We start from the raw sequence: 18278 nt of genomic DNA on the forward strand, positions 1-18278 counted from the left end.
CGCCGACCTGGAGACTCGTCCTAGCCGAGCGGTGCGGGGATGCGGGCGATGGCCCGCAGCGCGCCCGGCGCGATCCGCGACAGGGCGTGCAGGACGTGCGCCTCGGCGTTCACCGGCACGACGGCCTTGTTCTTGACGATCGCGTGGACGATCCGCTCGGCGACCTTCTCCGGCGGGTAGTTCCGCATCTGCAGCAGCTTCTCGGCGCGGGCGCGCATGCGCTCCTGGCCCGCCGCGTCCACGCCGACGATGGTGCCGTGCCGCATGATGCCGGTCTTGCTGAACCCCGGGCAGACGGCGGTGACGCCGATGCGGTGCCCGGCGAGTTCGGCGCGCAGGCACTCGCTCAGCATCAGCACGGCCGCCTTCGTCGTGCAGTACGCGGGCAGGGCGCGGGACGGCGCGAACGCGGCGGCGGACGCGATGTTGACGATGTGGCCGCCGTAGTTGGGCTTGTCCGGCTTGTTGGGGAGCGCCCGGCCGCGCTCGACCATCTGCCCGGCGAACAGGCGGGAGCCGTGGATGACGCCCCACAGGTTCACGCCGAGGATGCGCTCCCAGTCGTCCACGCCGGTGTCGAGGAGCGGGCCGGAGACGGCGATGCCCGCGTTGTTGACGACGATGTCGGGGACGCGGTGGTCCTCCCGGACGGCGGCGGCGAACTCCTCCATGGCGGCGGCGTCCGACACGTCCACCTGGTAGGCCGCGCCGACCGCGCCGAGGGCCTTGGTGAGGACGACGGTCCGTTCGGCCGCCGCCAGGTCGATGTCGGCGGCGATCACGGTCGCGCCGCGCTCGGCGAGCGCGAGCGCGGTGGCCCGTCCGAAACCGCCGCCTGCTCCCGTGACGACGGCGAGTGCTCCGTCGAAGAGCGCCAGGGACATTGCTGACCTCCGTGGGTGGGGTGCGCCCAAACCTACTCAGGTCACCGCCGCCGCGCGATCAACGCAGCTCAGCGCATCCCACCCGGAGACCTACCCTCTGGTCAGCGGGCGGCCTCGGCCTCGATGACCGCGTCCACCTCGGCCTTGCGCCCGGCCTCCTCGGCGGCGAACCGCTCGGCGTCGAGCCTGTCGGCGAGCTCCTCGTCGTCGCGCATGAGGGCGTCCAGGTCGGAGCGGGACGCGTCCAGGACGCCCATCTCCTCGAAGGTCGCCTGGATGCGCGGGCTCCACAGGCCGATGTCCTTCACGCAGGGGACGATCCGGCTGAACAGCAGCGCCTGGAACATCCGCATGTAGGGGGACTTCTCCACCAGCTCGTCGACCTCGGCGAGCGGGATGCCGAAGTTCGTCCAGATCTCCCGGCCGCGGATGCGGTCGCGCATGAGGTGGCAGCCCTCGATGACGAACTCCTCGCGCTCCTTCAGCTCGGGCGCGGACAGCTCCTTGTAGTGGTCGCGGAGCGCGAGCCGTCCGAACGCCACGTGCCGCGCCTCGTCCTGCATGACGTAGGTGAGGACCTGCTTGGGCAGGGGCTTGGTGGTCATGTCGCGCATGACGCCGAACGCGGCGAGCGCGAGGCCCTCGATGAGGACCTGCATGCCGAGGTAGGGCATGTCCCAGCGGGAGTCGCCGAGCGTCTCGTGCAGCAGGTCCTGGAGCTTGGTGTTGATGGGGTAGACGAGGCCGATCTTCTCCTGGAGGAAGCGGGAGAAGATCTCGACGTGCCGGGCCTCGTCCATGGTCTGGGTGGCCGAGTAGAACTTGGAGTCCAGGTCGGGGACGGCCTCGACGATCCGCGCGGCGGTGAGCATCGCGCCCTGCTCGCCGTGCATGAACTGGGAGAACTGCCAGGACGAGGCGTGCCGCCGCAGCTCACCGCGTTCGGCCTCGCCCATCCGGTCCCAGTGGCGCGTGCCGTAGATCGCCAGGGACTGGTCGGGGACGCCGAGGACGTTGTGCGGATCGACCTCCAGGTCCCAGTCGATGCGGGTGGTGGAGTCCCACTGACGGTCCTTGCCCTTCTGGTACAGGGCGAGGAGCTTGTCCCGGCCGTCGTCGTACTCCCAGGTGAACCGGGTGTCGCCGGTCATCGGCACCGCCTGGATGGACGGGTCGACGGGCGTGGTGTACAGGTCATGGGTCGACAAGACGGACCTCCCGACACGGGGCGGGCCGCGACGTACGTACGTTGTACGTCCGGCGTACGTTGTACGTACCGTGTCATGGTTCACTTACCTGAGTCAATGGCCACGAAAGCGACGAACCGATGAACGAAGCGACGCCGCCCGCCGCCGCCCGGAACGCGGCGGACCCGCTCCCGGCGGACCCGCCCGCCCGCCCGGCGCTGACCCGGGACCGGATCGTCCGGGCCGCGATCGCGCTGATCGAGGAGGACGGCGCGGACGCGCTGTCCATGCGCCGCGTCGCGACCGCGCTGGACGTCGCGGTGATGTCGCTCTACAACCACGTTCCGAACAAGAAGGCGCTGCTGGAGGGCATCGCCGAGCACGTCGCCAACCGCATCGACCTCGCCGACGACCCGTCCGCGCCGTGGCCGGACCGGGCCCGAGCGCTCGTCCGCGCCCACCGGAAGATGGCGCACGACTTCCCGCGCAGCCTCACCGTCGTGCTGACGCACAAGGTCGACACCCCCGCCGGGCTGCGTCCCGCCGAGCGGGCCCTCGCGGTCGCCGCGGCGGCCGGGTTCGACGGCCCTACGTCGGTCCGCGCGATGCGGGCGCTGCTCGCCTACGCGGTCGGCACGCAGATGCGCGAGGTGCGCATCGCCGAGACGTTCGCGCACCTCGGCACGCCGCCCGGCGACGCCTTCGCCAGGCTCGACCCGGACGAGTTCCCGCACGTCATCGCGCTGGCGTCCGAGATGGGCGACAACGACCCCGAGGCCGACTTCGAGTTCGGCCTGGACCTGCTCATCACCGCCCTGCAACTCCGCGCGACGCGCGAGTAGCCAGGCGCGGACAACGAGGTCAGTTCGGCATGTAGGGGGCGAGGCCCTGGCGGCAGAAGTCGGTCATGTGCCGGGCGGCGTCCTGCGCGGTGACCTCGGGGTGCCGGGTGCGCCAGAGCGCCAGGCGCTCGCAGCCGCCGATGATGATCTCGGTGTAGGCGAGGACGGTCGACTCCGGCGCCTCGGGCGCGAAGAGCCGGAGGCCGCCCGCGATGAGGGCGCTCTGCTGGCGGCGGGTGTCCTCCACGGCCTCGGCGGCGGCCTGCGGGGTGTCGCTGTCGATGGGGTGCTGCATCAGGAGCGCGAACGTGGGCGCGTGTGCGTCGATGAACTCGAAGTAGGCGACCATGCCGCGCCACAGGACGTCCTCGGCGCTCGTGCCGTCCGCCATGGCGCGCTGGGTGACCTCGTACAGCTCGGCCTTGCTGCGCGCCATGCAGGCCTGCATGAGGCCGTCCTTGGAGCCGAAGTACTCGTAGAGCATCGGCTTGGAGACGCCGCAGCGGTCGGCGATCTCGTCCATGGACGCGGCGCGGAAGCCGCGCTCGCCGAAGACCTCCTCGGCCACGTCGAGCATCTGCCGCTCCCGCTCGGGACGGGACATGCGGCGGCGCGGGCGTGCTGTGGCACTGCTCACAGGAATCCCCATCTATTGGATCTACCGTCAGTAACCTACCGGCGGTAACTTACTCATAGTAGGTCTCCGTTCGATGGGATGGGTTGAATGAGCGAGCGCACCTCCCCGGCGATCGTGGTCATCGGCTCCGGCTTCGCCGGGCTGGGCATGGCGATCCGGCTCAGGCAGCAGGGCTTCCACGACTTCGTCGTGCTCGAGAAGAGCGAGGCCCTCGGCGGGACCTGGCACGACAACACCTATCCGGGCTGCGCGTGCGACGTGCCGTCCCACATGTACTCCTACTCGTTCGAGCTGAACCCGGGCTGGTCGCGGATGTTCGCGCCGCAGCCGGAGATCCGCGCGTACATGGAGGCGACCGCCGACAAGTACCGGGTCCGCGACCACATCCGCTTCGGCGCGTCCGTCGACTCGATGGAGTGGGACGACGCCGGCGGCCGGTGGAACGTCACGCTCGCGGACGGCGACGTGCTGCGTCCCAAGGCGATCGTGACCGGCGTCGGCGCGCTGCACATCCCGTCCTTCCCGGACCTGCCCGGCATGGAGCGCTTCCAGGGGGCGTCCTTCCACTCCGCCGAGTGGGACCACGACGTCGACCTCACCGGCAGGCGCGTCGCCGTCGTCGGGACGGGCGCGTCCGCGATCCAGTTCGTCCCGCAGGTGGCGAAGAAGGCGTCGAAGGTCGTGCTGTTCCAGCGGACGGCTCCGTGGATCCAGCCGAAGCCCGACCGTCCGATCCCCGCGCCCGTCCGGACGCTGTTCGACAAGGTCCCGGGCGCGGCCCGCGCGTTCCGCGCCGGGATCTACTGGGCGCTGGAGGCCCGCGCGGTGAGCTTCGCGGTGAGCCCGAGCCTGGCCGGGCCGATGAAGAAGCTGGCGATGAGCCACCTCAACAAGCAGGTCGCCGACCCCGAGCTGCGCGCGAAGCTCACGCCCGACTACACGATCGGCTGCAAGCGCGTCCTGCTGTCCAACGACTACTACCCGGCGCTCACCCGCGACAATGTCGAGCTCGACACGTCCGGCGTGGCCGAGGTGCGCGAGCACTCGATCGTCACCAGGGACGGCGTGGAGCACGAGGTCGACGTCATCGTCTACGGCACCGGCTTCAAGGTGACCGACGCGCTCACCGAGATGCGCGTGACCGGACGCGACGGCGTGAAGATCCAGGAGGTCTGGGCTGAGGGCATCGAGGCGCACCACGGCACCACGGTCGAGCGGATGCCGAACTTCTTCATGCTGCTCGGCCCGAACACCGGCCTCGGCCACAACTCGGTCGTGTTCATGATCGAGGTGCAGATCGCGCACGTGCTGAGCTGCCTGCGCCTGCTCCAGGAGCGCGGCATGGACACCATCGAGCCGCGCCCCGGAGCCGTCCGCTCCTTCAACGACCGCATGCACCGCAGGCTGCGCCGAGCCGTGTGGAACGAGGGCGGCTGCCAGTCCTGGTACCTGGACGAGCACGGCGTGAACCGGACGCTGTGGCCCGGGTTCACCTTCGAGTTCTGGGCGTCGTCCAGGAAGGCCAAGGAGGACGAGTACCTCCTCGGCCGCTGACCTGAGCCGGACGCTCAGCCGGCCAAGGAGGCGGAGTGCCTCCTTGGCCGCTGATCTCGGTCAGTCGCTCAGGCGCTCAGTCGCTCAGGCGCTCAGCTGCTGAAGCGGGGACGCGGGCGCAGCAGCCGCCGCCGCTCCGGGGCCGGCTGCGGGGGCAGCGCCCGCATCCGCGCGACCGTGAGGCGCTTCTCGGCGAGGTTCAGCCGGACGAGCCCCTTCGCGGTCAGGTCCCGGGCGGTGATGCCCTTGCCGAGCAGGATCCAGTTGGTGCGCTCGTCGCGCGCGAGGGTGCGGCGTCGGCGCGTCCAGTAGCGCGGGGTCAGCAGCATCCCGGACGCGACGACCACCGCGGCTCCGGCCCACGCGACCGCGCCGGGCTCGGTGCCGCTGATCAGCGGCTCGTGCGCGGCCTTGAGGCTCGTGACGGGGGAGAGCGGCAGCGCGACGCCCGCGACCTGCGGTCCGGCGACCGGCGGCAGCGCGACGGCCGGAGCCTGGAAGGTGTTGCGGTCGCCGAGCGGGTCGAGTCCGGGCGGCGGGGCGTTCACGCCGGGCGGCAGGGTGCCGTACGGCCCGGTCGGGCCGCGTCCGCCGTTCCCGGGGATGGTCACGGACGCGGGGACGACGCTGAGCGTCGTCCGGATGGTGTGCGCGCCCGCGTTGCTGGACGTCACGGTCGCCTTGATCGTGATCGTCCCCGGCTTCGTCCCGGCCGGGACGGTCACCGCACCGATCACGGACGTCGTGCCGGACACGCTCCCGACGTAGGAGCTGGACGGCGAGGCGGACGCTCCGCCGCTCGCGCCGAGCCCGACGGTCACGCCCGTTGCCGTCCCCGACACCGAGACCGACACCGACACGGTGTCCCCGGCGTGGACGGCCGACGTCGACAGCGCGATCCCGAGGCCGAGTCCCGGCTTGCCGTCGCCCGGCCCGGGGGTGCCCGGTCCGCCGGGGACGTTCCCGCCCGGCGATCCTCCACCCGGGGTGCCGCCGCCTCCGGGCGTGCCCCCGCCGCCGGGCGGGCTGGTCGGGGGAGTGGTCGGAGGGCTGGTCGGCGTGGTGGGCGGATCGGTGGGCGTGGTCGGCGGGTCCGTCGGCGTCGTCTCCGTGGGAGTCGGCGTCGGGGTGTCCGTCGTCGGCGGCGTGCCGTCCGTCGGGGCGGGCGTGTCCGACGACGCCCCGGACGTGGGAGTGGGGTCGTCGGCGAACGCGGCCGGGGCGGCGAGGCCGCCGAAGGCCAGGACCGCGGCGGCGCCGAGGCCCGCGAACAAGGGAAGACCGACCGGTCGGGTACGCACCCCGCCCTCACCTCCGCCATTCGGCGTCATGGGAAACAATTCCTCGGAGAGTAATGTGACCATGCCGGAGGAATGGCTTTCAACCCTTCGGGGAAGAGTCGTCGCCGACGACGAAAAAAGCAGCCGCCGCGTCCTCCGAATTATCATCAGGTGAGTGGTGCGGACGCGCCCGGTGTGCCGTCTCCGCGTTCACGTGAGCCGTCTCGGCGTTCCGCGGGGGGCGTTCGCTCCACCTCCTCTAGTAATCTCGTCGCGCGGAGTACGACCTCCATCGCGAAGCGTGAGTCGGCGTCGCCGAGTTTGTCACCGAGTGCTTCTTCGAGCCGCCGCATCCGGTACCGGACCGTCTGCGGGTGGATGTTGAGGCGTTCGGCGAGGTCGGCGGCCTTGCCGCGCGTGGTGAGCCAGGCGTAGAGGGTCTCCAGGTACCGCTCGGGCTGGCCGCCGCCGAGTTCGGTGACCCCGCCGAGGAGCCGCCGGGTCAGGTGGTCGACGACCGTCTCGTCCGACAGCAGCCACAGGGTGACCAGGTGCTCGCCGCTGTCGATGACCTGCCCGACGTCGCCGAGCGCGCCGGTGCGGGCGATGGTGAGCGCCCGGCGGGCCCAGCGCAGCGACTCGGCGGCCTTCACGGTCGGGACGGTCAGCCCGACGGCGAGCCTGCCGCCGGGCCAGCCGGAGGTGAGCATCCGGAGCCGTCCGGCGTCGACCTCGCCGGGCACCAGCAGGTGCGGCGCGTCCCCGGACAGGTCGACCAGCAGGTCGCGGTGCAGGGTGTGCGGGGACGGCTGCGGCCCGGTCGGCAGCGCGACCAGGGTGACCTCGTCGGGGACGCTCCAGCCCGCGAGCCGCGCGAGGTTCCCGACGGTCTGCGTGCTGGGCGGCGGCTCGCGCAGCAGGCTGTGCAGCAGCCGCCGCCGGTGGTCCTGCTGCTCCTCGTCCGGGCGGGCGTTGACGTAGCCCTCCAGCGACAGCGAGGCCAGCTCGTTGATGTAGGAGAACAGCTCGTCGGCCATGCGTCCCATGACGGGCGCGGGCAGGTTCCGCTCGGCGGCGACCTTCATGACCCGCCGCCAGGCGATCTGCGCGCCGATCCGGTAGGCGGTCTGGAGGCTGGACAGGGTGCGGCCCTCCATCGCCTCGAACCGGCCCAGCCTGCGGTAGGTCTCGTCGTGCCGGTCGCGCGGCGTGGACGGGTCGGCGAGCGAGTCGACGAAGTGCGACAGGGCCCGCTCGACGCCGATCCTGAGCGCCTGCACGTAGGGGCCGTCGGTCGCGCGCCCGTACTCCGGGACGGCGCGTTTGATCTCGGTGATGATCTCCGCGGCGAGGGTGGGCAGCTCGGGCCGGACGAGCGCGACCAGCCACCGGGGTGCCGGGCCCGTCCCGGGGTCGCCGTGCGTCTGCGCCATCGCGCTCCTCCGCTGGGCGCGCGTGGGCGGCGACGGGGCCGGTGGGGGCTCCGGCTCGGCTGCCGCCGCGGCGTGCCCGGCGGTGGTGTCAGGCCCCGGGTCGGCCCCGCGGGCGGGCGGGGGCGGACCGGAGTCCGGGGGTGGGACCGCTCCAGGCGCGTCGAGCGGGGGGTCCCCACGCGCTGGAGCGGCTCGTCGGTGACGGCTCGTGCGCTCGCAGATGTGTGCTGGAGCACACTGAAGGTAGATCAGTGATCATATGTGACGCCGGACACTGAGGTAATAGGAGCGTAAAATCACTTTCCGCCCCTTATGTGTGACGCTCCGTCCCGGTCGGCGTCGGACGCGGACGCGTCGTCCTCGTGCAGGAGGGAGGCCGCGCGCAGCGTCACGTCCAGCGCGAACCGGGCCTTGGGGTCGCCCAGGCTGTCGCCCAGGTAGTGGTCGAGCTGCCGCAGCCGGTACCGGACGGTCTGCGGATGGACGCGCAGGCTCTCGGCGATGTCCACGGCCGTCCCCCGGGTGGTGACCCATTCGGTGAGCGTCGCGGTCAGTTTTCTCCGGTGCCCGGGAGTCAGATCCGCCAGTGGAGCCAGGTGCCGTCGCGCCATCTCGTCGGCCAGGACGGTGTCGGAGAGCAGCCAGAGCGTCGTCAGGTGGTCCTCGCACGGGATGAGCGACCCGCGCGGGATGACCCCCTCGCGCGTCAGCTCCAGAAGCCGGACGGCCCAGCGCAGCCCGTGCGCGACGCGCGTGAGCGGGAGCGTCAGGCCGAGCACGCTGTCGGCCTCCTCCAGCGCGGCGCCGAGCATCGCGGCGCGGGCCGGGGTGAACGGCCCGGGGATCAGCAGGCGCGGCTCGGCGTCGTCCAGGTCGATGAGCACGTCGCCGTCCAGCGCCGAGCGGGTGCAGGGCGCGCCGGGCGCGACCGCGACGGCCGTGGCGACCTCCGGCAGCGGCCACCAGGCGGCGTTCCGCGCGAGTTCCTCGATGGCCTCGGCGGACGCCGGGGGCTGCCGCAGCAGCGTGCGCAGCAGCTCCTGCCGCACCTCGCGGTGGTGGAGGTCGGCGTGCTTCAGCGCCTGCCGGTGCCCGGTGCGGGCGGCGCCGACGGCCTCGTCCACGTAGACGATCATGGCTTCGACCAGGCCCGCGAGCTGCCCGCTGGGCAGGCCCTCGCTCTCGGCGATGGCGACGGTGCGCCGGTAGCAGACGTGGAAGGCGGTCCGGTAGGCGGCCTGGAGCAGGTCCAGGCTGCGGCCCTCGATGGCCTCGAAGTGGCCGAGCGCGCGGCACGTCTCGTCGCGGTCGGCCAGCGCGGGCCCGTCGCCCGCGACCTGGGTGACGAACGCGGTGAGCATCTGCTCGACGCCGACCCGGAGGATCCGGCCGTAGGCGGAGTCGGCCGGCCGGTCGTACTCCGGGACGGTCCGCCGGATCTCCGCGTCCACCTCGTCGATCGCGGCGGGCAGGTCGTCCCGCATCAGCCGGGCCAGGTTCCGGGGCACCCGGATGCCGAGCGGCCCGGACAGGTGATCCAGCGTGTCGGTCAAGACCTCACCGCCTCGAACAGTGATTCGGAGCACGCGTGTGATGCAGGGCACGCGGAGCTTAGGCATGGGTTCGGTGGGGGACAAGGGCCGGGCGTCAAGATGCCCGGTCAGTACTAACCGGATGACAAGTCCGTGCGAGGGCGTTGCTCGCGTTCTGACAAACACGGGTGTGCCGCTGATGATCGTTTAGCGGTTACCCGTTGGTACTAACTTCGGGGGAGTTTTCCGGACCCAAAGAACTCATGTGTTGACAACCGGTCCGTAGCGAAGCCGATTCGTTGCCTTTCTCTATTGAGTTCACGACAGTTTCCGCCGTACGGTCGCCGCCACGGCAACAACATTCGACTCCGGTTCGCTGGCGGTGGTTCGTGGGAATTGAGGTCGCCGTCGAGGGACTGACGAAATCCTTCGGCTCGCAGACGATCTGGCGGGACGTCGACCTGACGCTTCCCGCCGGCGAGGTGACCGTGCTGCTCGGCCCGTCCGGGACGGGCAAGACCGTCTTCCTGAAGTCGCTCATCGGACTCATCAAGCCCGAGAAGGGCACCGTCCGGGTGGACGGCGTGGACATGGTGAACGACCCGGACCGCCGGGTCTTCCGCGAGCGCAAGCGCTTCGGCCTGATGTTCCAGGACGGGGCGATGTTCGGCTCCCTGAACCTGTACGACAACATCGCGTTCCCGCTGCGCGAGCACACCCGCAAGACCGAGGCCGAGATCCGGCGCATCGTGCTGGAGAAGATGGACACCGTCGGCCTCGGCGGTGAGGAGAAGAAGGTCCCCGGGCAGATCTCCGGCGGCATGCGCAAGCGCGCCGGCCTCGCCCGCGCGCTGGTCATGGACCCCGAGGTCATCCTGTGCGACGAGCCGGACTCGGGCCTGGACCCGGTCCGCACCGCGCACCTGTCCCAGCTGCTCATCGACGTCAACGCGCGCATCGACGCGACGATGCTGATCGTCACGCACAACATCGAGATCGCCTGCACCGTCCCCGACAACATCGGCATGCTCTACCGGCGCGACCTGGTCGCGTTCGGGCCCCGCGAGACCGTGATCTCCTCCGAGGACCCGGTGATCGCGCAGTTCCTGCGGGGCAGCCCCGAGGGGCCGATCGGGATGAGCGAGGAGAAGGACGCCGCGCTCCTCGCCGAGGAGGCCGAGCGGGCCGCGAACCGGCCCCGCCCGAAGGCCCGTCCCATCGAGATCCCGGCGCAGCTGCAGCCCAGTCCGGGCGAGCCCGAACGGGCCGGGGAGATCCGGCACGCCGCGCGCGTGGACGCGCTGCTGCCGTCCCTCCCGCCCGCCGCCGTGGCCGCCATCCGGCGCGGCCGGGCCGCGTCCGCCGAGGCCGCCGCAGCCGCCGCGGCGCAGTCGGCGCGGTCGGCGCCGCGCGTCCCCCCACAGACCCTCCAGGCACCGCCGCCGCTGCCTCCCGAGTTCAAGCCACCCGGGGAGACCCCGTGACAACACCCCAGATGTCCGTACCGGGCGCGGCGGCGCTGCGCCAGACGGGACGGCTCTTCGCCCTGGCGGGCACCGTGCTCGCCATGACGTTCAAACGGCCCTTCCAGGTCCGGGAGCTGATCCAGCAGTTCTGGTTCATCGCCTCGGTCGCGATCCTCCCGACGATGCTCGTGTCGATCCCGTTCGGCGCGGTCATCTCGCTGCAGGTCGGGTCCCTCGCCAAGCAGCTCGGCGCGCAGTCGCTCACCGGCGGCGCGTCGGTGCTGGCGGTCGTCCAGCAGGCCAGCCCGCTGATCGTGGCGCTGCTGATCTCCGGCGCGGCCGGGTCGGCGATCTGCGCCGACCTCGGCTCCCGGACGATCCGCGAGGAGATGGACGCCATGGAGGTCATGGGCGTCTCGCCGATCCAGCGCCTCGTCGTCCCCCGGGTGCTCGCCTGCACCGCCGTCGCCGTCCTGCTGAACGGCCTGGTCTCGGTCGTCGGCGTCGCGGGCGGCTACTTCTTCAACGTCGCGCTCCAGGACGGCACGCCCGGCGCGTACCTGGCGAGCTTCTCCGCCCTGGCTCAGCTGCCCGACCTGTACGTGAGCGAGCTGAAGGCGCTGATCTTCGGGTTCATCGCCGGGGTCGTCGCGTCCTACCGGGGCCTGAACCCGCGGCCCGGCCCGAAGGGCGTGGGCGACGCGGTGAACCAGTCGGTGGTCGTCACGTTCCTGCTGCTGTTCTTCGTGAACCTCGTGATGACCGCGATCTACCTCGAAGTCGTCCCGCCGAAGGGGGCCTGATGGCGAGCGTCAGGACCATCCGGCCGCACACGTGGCTGGACCAGCCGGGCGACCAGCTCGGCTTCTACATCCGCGCCCTGCTGTGGTCGCCGCGCGCGCTCCGCCGCTACCCCAAGGAGATCATCCGCCTGCTCGGCGAGGTCGCCTTCGGGTCGGGCGCGCTCGCCGTCATCGGCGGCACGGTCGGCGTCATGTTCGGCATGACGATCTTCACCGGCGTCGTCGTCGGCCTCGAGGGCTACGCGGCCCTCGACCAGATCGGGTCGGCCGCGTTCACCGGCTTCGTCTCCGCCTACTTCAACACCCGCGAGATCGCGCCCCTTGTCTCAGGGCTGGCGCTGTCGGCGACGGTCGGCGCGGGCTTCACGGCGCAACTCGGCGCGATGCGCATCAACGAGGAGATCGACGCCCTGGAGGGCATGGGCATCACCAGCCTCCCGTACCTGGTGACGTCCCGGATCATCGCCGGGACGGTCGCGATCATCCCGCTCTACGGCATCGGGCTCCTCAGCTCGTTCCTGGCGTCCAGGGAGATCACCGTCCTGGTCAACGGCCAGTCGACGGGCACCTACGACCACTACTTCAACCTGTTCCTGTCGCCCGAGGACGTGGTGCTGTCGTTCGCCAAGGTGCTGATCTTCAGCGTCATGGTGATCCTCGCGCACTGCTACTACGGCTACCGCGCCGTCGGCGGCCCGGCCGGGGTGGGCGTCGCGGTCGGACGCGCCGTCCGGACGGCGATCGTGCTGATCAGCGTGACCGACTTCTTCGTCAGCCTCGCCATCTGGGGCGCGACGACGACCGTGAAGGTGACGGGGTAGCGATGGCGCGTTCGACGACCCTTCAGACGCTGGAGAAGCGCGCCCTCGGCGTGGCGTTCCTGCTGGTGCCCGCGCTGCTCATCTGGCTGTCCATCGCGATCTACGACAAGAAGTTCACCAAGGTCACGATGGTCACGCTGCACACCTCGACGGCCGGGCACGAGATGCACGAGAACGCGGACGTGAAGGTCCGCGGCGTCGTGGTCGGCGAGGTCCGGACGATCAGCACCGAGGGCAACGGCGCCGTCCTGAAACTGGCCCTCCAGCCGGACAAGGCGAAGTACGTCCCGAGCGACGTCCAGGCGCAGCTGCTCCCGACGACGGTGTTCGGCGCGCGGTTCGTGTCGCTCGTCCCGCCCGCCGGGTCCACGGCCTCGCCCGTCCGCGACGGCGGCCAGATCAGCGAGGACCACAGCCAGAACGCGGTCGAGCTGTCGCAGGTCCTCAACAACACGATGGCGCTGCTCAACACGCTCCAGCCGTCGAAGCTGTCGGCCACGCTGAACGCGATGGCCACGGCCCTCGAAGGACGCGGCGACCAGCTCGGGCGCAACTTCGTCCAGCTCGACAAGTACCTGCGCAAGCTGAACCCGGACGTCCCCGCGCTCAGCGAGAACTTCCGGCGGCTCGCGTCGTTCTCCCAGAACTGGGCGGACGCGTCGCCCGACCTGCTCGACGCGCTCACCGACTTCTCCGCCACCAGCCGGACGATCGTCCAGCAACGGCAGAACCTGTCGGACATGTTCGACACCACCGGCACGCTGGCCGACGACCTGGCGAACTTCATCCGGCGCAACGGCGGCAACATCATCGAGCTGTCGGGCGCGAGCCGCGGCACGCTCGACCTGATGCGCCAGTACGCGCCCGCCGCGCCCTGCACGTTCCGCGCGCTCGCCGACTTCGTCCCGCAGATGGACCGGGCGCTCGGCAAGGGCACCAACAAGCACGGCGTCCACGCGATGGTCGTGTCGGTGCAGCAGAAGGGCCGGTACGTCGCGGGCAAGGACGACGTCCACTACGGCCCCGGCGGCGGCCCGCGCTGCTACAGCGCCCCCTACTACCCCGGCGGCGGCAAGTCCCCGAAGGCCGTGCGGGTGGGCGCGCCCACCGCGGGCGCGGTCCCCGGCTCCGGACTCGGCCCCGCCAACTCGGCCTCGGAGAACGACCTGGTGAACGAGTTCGTCGCGCCGTCCATGGACGAGGTGCCCGACCGGCTTCCCGACTGGTCGTCCGTCCTGGTCGGCCCCATCTACCGCGGGACGGAGGTGACGGTGAAGTGAGACTCACCGGCCAGGGGCTCAAGGGCCTCGGCGTCCCGCTGATCAGCTCGATCGTCTTCATCGTGGTCACGGTCGCCTCGACCGCGCTGCTCGCGGCCAGCATCACCGACACCACCTCCGGCGACCGGGTGTCCTACTACGCCAAGTTCAACGACGTCGCGGGCCTGCACCCGGGCCACGGCGTGCGGATCGCGGGCGTCCGGGTCGGCCAGGTCGACAAGATCAGCGTGACCGACCACCGGCTCGCGCTGGTGAAGTTCTCGGTCGACCGCAAACGGCGGCTGCCCGCCGGGGTCATGGCGTCGGTGAAGTACCTGAACCTGGTCGGCGGACGGTACGTCTCTCTCGACCAGGGCGCGGGCACGCCCGGCGAGTACCTGCCGCGCGGCGCGACGATCCCGGCCGAGCGCACCACCGGCCCGCTGAACCTCACGCAGCTGTTCCAGGGGTTCCAGCCGCTCATGCAGGCGCTGTCGCCCGGTGACGTGAACAAGCTGTCGGAGTCGGTCGTCCAGGTCCTCCAGGGCGAGGGCGGGACGATGACGAGCCTGCTGAGGACCGTCGCGCAGCTCACCAACACGCTCGCCAACCGCGACCAGCTGATCGGCGACGTGATCCACAACCTCACCACCGTCGTGGACACGGTGAACGACCGCGACAAGCAACTGGTCACGCTGATCAGCACGCTGCGCGAGTTCACCTCGGGCCTCGCCGCCGACCGCAAGGCGATCGGCGAGTCGTTCCAGGGGATCTCCGAGCTCGCCGACGCGACCGCCGGGTTCCTGGACGAGGGCCGCGAGCCGCTGCGCGAGAGCGTCGTCCAGCTGGACCGGCTCGCGACCAACCTGAACCGCGACCAGCCGCTCGTGGAGAACTTCCTGCGGCGGTTCCCGGAGAAGGCCGACACCATCGGGCGGCTCGGCTCCTACGGCTCGTGGATGAACTTCTACCAGTGCGAGGTCCAGTTGATCGGCGTCCACTATGCCGGTTCCGACATCGACCACCGCCCGCCGCCCACCGGTGTCCCGCTGAAGGACGCGAGGTGCCGCGGATGAGCCCACGGATCCTCCCGCGCGTGAAGCCGCTCCGCGACCGCAACCCGATCCCGATCGCGGTCATCGGCCTCGTCCTGATCCTGGTCGCCGGGTTCCTCGCCTACCGCGTGGACGACCTGCCGGTCGTCGGCGGCGGCACGACGTACACGGCGTACTTCTCCGAGGCCGCCGGCCTCAAGGACGGCCAGGAGGTCCGCGTCGCGGGCGTCAAGGTCGGCAAGGTCACCAAGGTGTCCCTGGCCGGGGACAGGGTGAAGGTCCGCTTCCGGGTCAAGCACACCTGGGTCGGCGACGCCAGCACCGCGACCATCATGATCAAGACGCTGCTGGGGTCGAAGTACCTCGCCCTCGACCCGCTCGGCGGACGCACCCAGAACCCCCGCGAGCCGATCCCGCTCAGCCGGACGGTCGCCCCCTACGACGTGACCACCGCGTTCGAGGACCTGGGCCGGACGTTCCAGCAGGTGAACTCGACCAAGCTCGCCGAGTCCCTCACCACGATCTCCAAGACGTTCGAGAACACCCCGCCCGAGGTGCGGTCGGCCCTCACCGGCCTGTCCGCGCTGTCGAAGACGATCGCGAGCCGGGACGGCGACCTGGCCCGGCTGCTCGCCGGGACCAAGCAGCTGTCCGGCACCCTCGCCGCGCAGAACGCGCAGTTCGAGACGCTCTTCAAGGACGGCAACCTGCTGCTCGCCGAGCTGCGCTACCGGCGCGAGGCCATCCACCGCCTGCTGGTCGGCACCAAGAACCTCGCCGAGGCGCTGCTCAGGCTCGTGGAGCGGCTGCGCGGCCCGATCAGACCGTTGCTGGCTCACCTGGACCAGGTCACCGACATGCTCGAACGCAACCAGTCCAACCTCGACCGGGCCCTCCGCGTCGCGGCGCCCTACACCCGCCTGGTCGTCAACGCCACCGGCAACGGCCGCTGGATCGACGGGTACCTGTGCGGGACCGTCCCCAAGGAGTACCTGGTCAACGGCCGCTGGCAGCCCCCGGCCGTCGGCTGCGAGCCTCCGCACCTGACCGGAGGCCGCTGATGGGAGCGATCAGGGACAACCGGATCCGCGTGATCGAGATCATCGGCGTGGTGTTCGTGCTGATGATCGCCCTCGCGCTGTACGCGGTGCTCGGCGGCGGGAAGACCCGCGTGATCCGCGCGAACTTCGCGACCGCGATCGGCGTGTACCCCGGCTCGGACGTCCGCGTCCTCGGGGTGAAGGTCGGCAGCATCCAGTCGATCAAGCCGCACGGCACGCAGGTGTCGGTCGTGATGAAGGTCGACGAGGACGTCCCCGTCCCGGCGGACGCCCGCGCGGTCGTCATCGCCCCGAACCTGGTGTCGGACCGCTACGTCCAGCTCGCCCCGGCGTACAGCAGTGGCCGCCCGAAGCTGGCGCCCGGCTCGACCATCGACGTCACCCGCACGGCGACGCCGCTCGAGCTGGACGCGCTGTACGACAGCATCCGCAAGTTCAGCAGCGACCTCGGCCCCAACGGCGTGAACGCGCGCGGCGCGTTGTCGTCGGTGATCCACACGGGCGCGGCGAACCTCAACGGCAACGGCCGGATGTGGAACACCACGATCGACAACCTCGGGCAGCTCTCGACGACGCTGAACAAGTCGTCCGGCGACCTGTACGGGACGATCACCAACCTCAACCGCTTCGTGAAGATGCTGCGCGGCAACGACTCGCAGATCCGGCTCGCCGAGCAGCAGCTCGCCGACGTCAGCGGCTTCCTCGCCGACGACCGCCAGGACCTCGCCGACTCCCTGCACAACCTCGCGATCGCGCTGTCGGAGGTCAAGGCGTTCGTCAGCGAGAACCGCGAGGCCCTGAAGAAGAACGTGGACAAGCTCGCCGACATCACCCAGGTGCTCGTCGACCAGCGCGCCTCGCTCGCCGAGGTCTTCGACAACGCGCCGGTGCTGACGCAGAACGCCCTGAACGCCTACGACCCCGACACCCGGACGCTGATGTCCCGCGGCAACCTGCTGGAGATCACCAAGGCGTTCGGCAACCTCAACCAGAAGGGCCTGGACGGCACGGGCGCGGACACCCGCCCGGTGTGCGCCGCCGCGTCCGCCCAGACGCCCGCGCTGAAGCTCCAGTGCAGCCGCCTGCAGACCAACGGCCTCACCGCGGTCGCCCCGTCCACATCCGGCAACGTCCCGGCGCTGCCGTTCCCACCCGCCGGTCAGGTCTACGCAGGGGGAGGTCGGTGATGCGACGTTTCCAAGGCGGGTTCCATCGCGGTGTCCGCGTCGCCGGGGCGGCGACGGCCTTGTCGGCCGTCGTGCTCGCGGCCGGGTGCTCGCAGGTCTCGGTCGAGCAGCTTCCGCTGCCGGGCGGCGCCAACCTGGGCTCGCACCCGTACACGGTGCACGTCCAGTTGGAGAACGCCCTGAACCTCGTCCCGCAGGCCGCCGTCCGCGTGAACGACGTGCCCGTGGGCCGGGTCAAGAAGATCTCGCTCCCGGACAACGCCTGGTACGCGGACGCGACCGTCCTCATCAACGGGGACGTGAAGCTGCCCGCGAACGCGACGGCGAACCTGGAGCAGTCCAGCCTGCTGGGCGAGAAGTACATCAAGCTCGCCGCCCCGTCGGCCGACGCGTCCCCCCAGCCGCTCGCCAACGGCGCGACGATCCCCCTGGCCCGGACGAAGCGGAACGCCGACACCGAGGAGGTGTTCGGCGCGCTGTCGATGCTGCTGTCCGGGGGAGGGCTGCCGCAGATCCGCACGATCACGCGGGAGCTGAACAAGACCCTCAACGGCCGCGAACCGCAGATCCGCGACTCGCTCGAACAGCTCAACAAGCTGACCAGCACCCTGAACACCAACCGCCAGGCCATCGTGGACGCCCTGGACGGCCTCAACCGCCTGTCCTCGACCGTCGCGTCACGCCGCGGCCAGGTGGACACGGTGCTGACAGATCTGTCACCCGGGCTCCAGGTGCTGTCCGACCAGCGCGGACAGCTCGTCCAGATGCTCCAGAAGCTGGACGACCTGTCGGAGGTCGCGACCGGGGTGCTGAACAAGAGCCGCGACAACACGGTCGCCGACCTGAACTCGCTGTCGGTGGTCCTGCGGAAGCTGTCCGACTCGGGCCGCGACCTGCCGAAGTCGCTCCAGATCCTCTTCACCTACCCGTTCACCGACGAGGCGATGAAGGCCGTGAAGGGCGACTACCTGAACGGCTACCTGACCGTCATCGCCGCCCCCGGCAACGACTGCGTCATCCCGCCGGTGAAGGAGACGGTCGAGAAGAAGAAGGCGCCGCAGCTGCGCGCCCTCGCGCAGACCCCGCCCGCGGGGCCGCTGCCGACGCCCTGCCCGGCGAACAAGCCCGCCTCGTCCCCGGCGAAGACGGCTCCCTCGCCCACCAACGCCCCGCAGCAGGTGGGCCCGTCCACCCCTGCGGGCGGGACCGGAAACGGAAGCGGCGGGACGGACCCGAACCGTCCGGCGCTGCCCCTGCCGACTCTGGGAGGCAACTGA

At 71.0% G+C, this 18278-nt stretch carries 16 protein-coding genes; 10 read left to right on the forward strand and 6 right to left on the reverse strand.

Annotated features, from left to right (window positions below; translation table 11 throughout):
* Positions 1–20: 20 nt before the first annotated feature.
* A complete protein-coding gene (locus tag P696_RS50110) occupies positions 21–884 on the reverse strand; it encodes an SDR family NAD(P)-dependent oxidoreductase (RefSeq protein WP_051468519.1) in 864 nt (287 codons plus the stop codon).
* 101 nt (positions 885–985) lie between these two features.
* Entirely contained in the window at positions 986–2092 is a 1107-nt protein-coding gene (locus P696_RS0134935) for a ferritin-like domain-containing protein (RefSeq protein WP_026415967.1), read from the reverse strand.
* Between the two features lie 119 nt (positions 2093–2211).
* On the opposite strand from P696_RS0134935, the gene P696_RS0134940 reads away from it, so the two are divergent.
* Complete coding sequence (locus P696_RS0134940; RefSeq protein ID WP_084338638.1) at positions 2212–2913, forward strand: TetR/AcrR family transcriptional regulator; 702 nt, start codon at positions 2212–2214, stop codon at positions 2911–2913.
* A 19-nt stretch (positions 2914–2932) separates the two neighbouring features.
* On the opposite strand, the gene P696_RS0134945 is transcribed toward P696_RS0134940, so the two are convergent.
* Entirely contained in the window at positions 2933–3550 is a 618-nt protein-coding gene (locus P696_RS0134945; RefSeq protein ID WP_026415969.1) for a TetR/AcrR family transcriptional regulator, read from the reverse strand.
* Between the two features lie 87 nt (positions 3551–3637).
* Here P696_RS0134945 and P696_RS0134950 point away from each other — a divergent pair, with 87 nt between their 5' ends.
* Positions 3638–5104 (forward strand): flavin-containing monooxygenase, encoded by a 1467-nt coding sequence (locus P696_RS0134950; protein WP_026415970.1) that lies wholly within the window; start codon positions 3638–3640, stop codon positions 5102–5104.
* A gap of 92 nt (positions 5105–5196) precedes the next feature.
* Here the strand turns inward: P696_RS0134950 and P696_RS53275 are convergent, their stop codons facing one another.
* The 3 genes from P696_RS53275 to P696_RS50125 form a co-directional block, all read right to left on the reverse strand.
* Entirely contained in the window at positions 5197–6405 is a 1209-nt protein-coding gene (locus P696_RS53275) for a hypothetical protein (RefSeq protein WP_157430095.1), read from the reverse strand.
* A 146-nt stretch (positions 6406–6551) separates the two neighbouring features.
* The gene (locus tag P696_RS50120; protein WP_064744193.1) at positions 6552–7817 is read right to left on the reverse strand and encodes a PucR-like N-terminal domain-containing protein; all 1266 of its coding nucleotides are present in this window, start codon (positions 7815–7817) and stop codon (positions 6552–6554) included.
* A gap of 296 nt (positions 7818–8113) precedes the next feature.
* Positions 8114–9370 (reverse strand): PucR-like N-terminal domain-containing protein, encoded by a 1257-nt coding sequence (locus P696_RS50125; protein ID WP_051468522.1) that lies wholly within the window; start codon positions 9368–9370, stop codon positions 8114–8116.
* 368 nt (positions 9371–9738) lie between these two features.
* On the opposite strand from P696_RS50125, the gene P696_RS50130 reads away from it, so the two are divergent.
* From P696_RS50130 to P696_RS50140, 8 genes are read left to right on the forward strand one after another with little or no spacing between them, the layout of a single operon-like run.
* Entirely contained in the window at positions 9739–10833 is a 1095-nt protein-coding gene (locus P696_RS50130) for an ABC transporter ATP-binding protein (protein WP_051468523.1), read from the forward strand.
* Positions 10830–11618 (forward strand): MlaE family ABC transporter permease, encoded by a 789-nt coding sequence (locus P696_RS0134975; RefSeq protein WP_026415971.1) that lies wholly within the window; start codon positions 10830–10832, stop codon positions 11616–11618. The genes P696_RS50130 and P696_RS0134975 overlap by 4 nt, the downstream gene beginning before the upstream one ends.
* Positions 11618–12439 (forward strand): MlaE family ABC transporter permease, encoded by an 822-nt coding sequence (locus tag P696_RS0134980; RefSeq protein ID WP_026415972.1) that lies wholly within the window; start codon positions 11618–11620, stop codon positions 12437–12439. Before P696_RS0134975 ends, P696_RS0134980 begins: the two co-directional genes overlap by 1 nt.
* 2 nt (positions 12440–12441) lie before the next feature.
* Positions 12442–13719: an MCE family protein gene (locus P696_RS0134985; protein WP_026415973.1), complete on the forward strand. Its 1278-nt coding sequence runs from the start codon at positions 12442–12444 to the stop codon at positions 13717–13719.
* Complete coding sequence (locus P696_RS0134990) at positions 13716–14774, forward strand: MCE family protein (protein WP_026415974.1); 1059 nt, start codon at positions 13716–13718, stop codon at positions 14772–14774. The genes P696_RS0134985 and P696_RS0134990 overlap by 4 nt, the downstream gene beginning before the upstream one ends.
* Complete coding sequence (locus P696_RS0134995; RefSeq protein ID WP_034488794.1) at positions 14771–15814, forward strand: MCE family protein; 1044 nt, start codon at positions 14771–14773, stop codon at positions 15812–15814. The genes P696_RS0134990 and P696_RS0134995 overlap by 4 nt, the downstream gene beginning before the upstream one ends.
* Positions 15814–17001 carry an MCE family protein gene (locus P696_RS50135; RefSeq protein ID WP_034488366.1) on the forward strand — a complete coding sequence of 396 codons (1188 nt, stop codon included), beginning with the start codon at positions 15814–15816 and terminating at the stop codon, positions 16999–17001. Before P696_RS0134995 ends, P696_RS50135 begins: the two co-directional genes overlap by 1 nt.
* Positions 17001–18278 carry an MCE family protein gene (locus P696_RS50140; RefSeq protein ID WP_084338641.1) on the forward strand — a complete coding sequence of 426 codons (1278 nt, stop codon included), beginning with the start codon at positions 17001–17003 and terminating at the stop codon, positions 18276–18278. Before P696_RS50135 ends, P696_RS50140 begins: the two co-directional genes overlap by 1 nt.

This window comes from Actinomadura oligospora ATCC 43269, assembly GCF_000518265.1.
GTDB lineage: Bacteria > Actinomycetota > Actinomycetes > Streptosporangiales > Streptosporangiaceae > Spirillospora > Spirillospora oligospora.

Excerpts from the sequence above, each read along its gene's own strand:
- P696_RS50110 (WP_051468519.1), bottom strand. The coding sequence starts at position 884 with ATGTCCCTGGCGCTCTTCGACGGAGCACTCGCCGTCGTCACGGGAGCA.
- P696_RS0134940 (WP_084338638.1), top strand. The coding sequence starts at position 2,212 with ATGAACGAAGCGACGCCGCCCGCCGCCGCCCGGAACGCGGCGGACCCG.
- P696_RS0134950 (WP_026415970.1), top strand. The coding sequence starts at position 3,638 with ATGAGCGAGCGCACCTCCCCGGCGATCGTGGTCATCGGCTCCGGCTTC.
- P696_RS50120 (WP_064744193.1), bottom strand. The coding sequence starts at position 7,817 with ATGGCGCAGACGCACGGCGACCCCGGGACGGGCCCGGCACCCCGGTGG.
- P696_RS0134980 (WP_026415972.1), top strand. The coding sequence starts at position 11,618 with ATGGCGAGCGTCAGGACCATCCGGCCGCACACGTGGCTGGACCAGCCG.
- P696_RS0134985 (WP_026415973.1), top strand. The coding sequence starts at position 12,442 with ATGGCGCGTTCGACGACCCTTCAGACGCTGGAGAAGCGCGCCCTCGGC.
- P696_RS0134995 (WP_034488794.1), top strand. The coding sequence starts at position 14,771 with ATGAGCCCACGGATCCTCCCGCGCGTGAAGCCGCTCCGCGACCGCAAC.
- P696_RS50135 (WP_034488366.1), top strand. The coding sequence starts at position 15,814 with ATGGGAGCGATCAGGGACAACCGGATCCGCGTGATCGAGATCATCGGC.
- P696_RS50140 (WP_084338641.1), top strand. The coding sequence starts at position 17,001 with ATGCGACGTTTCCAAGGCGGGTTCCATCGCGGTGTCCGCGTCGCCGGG.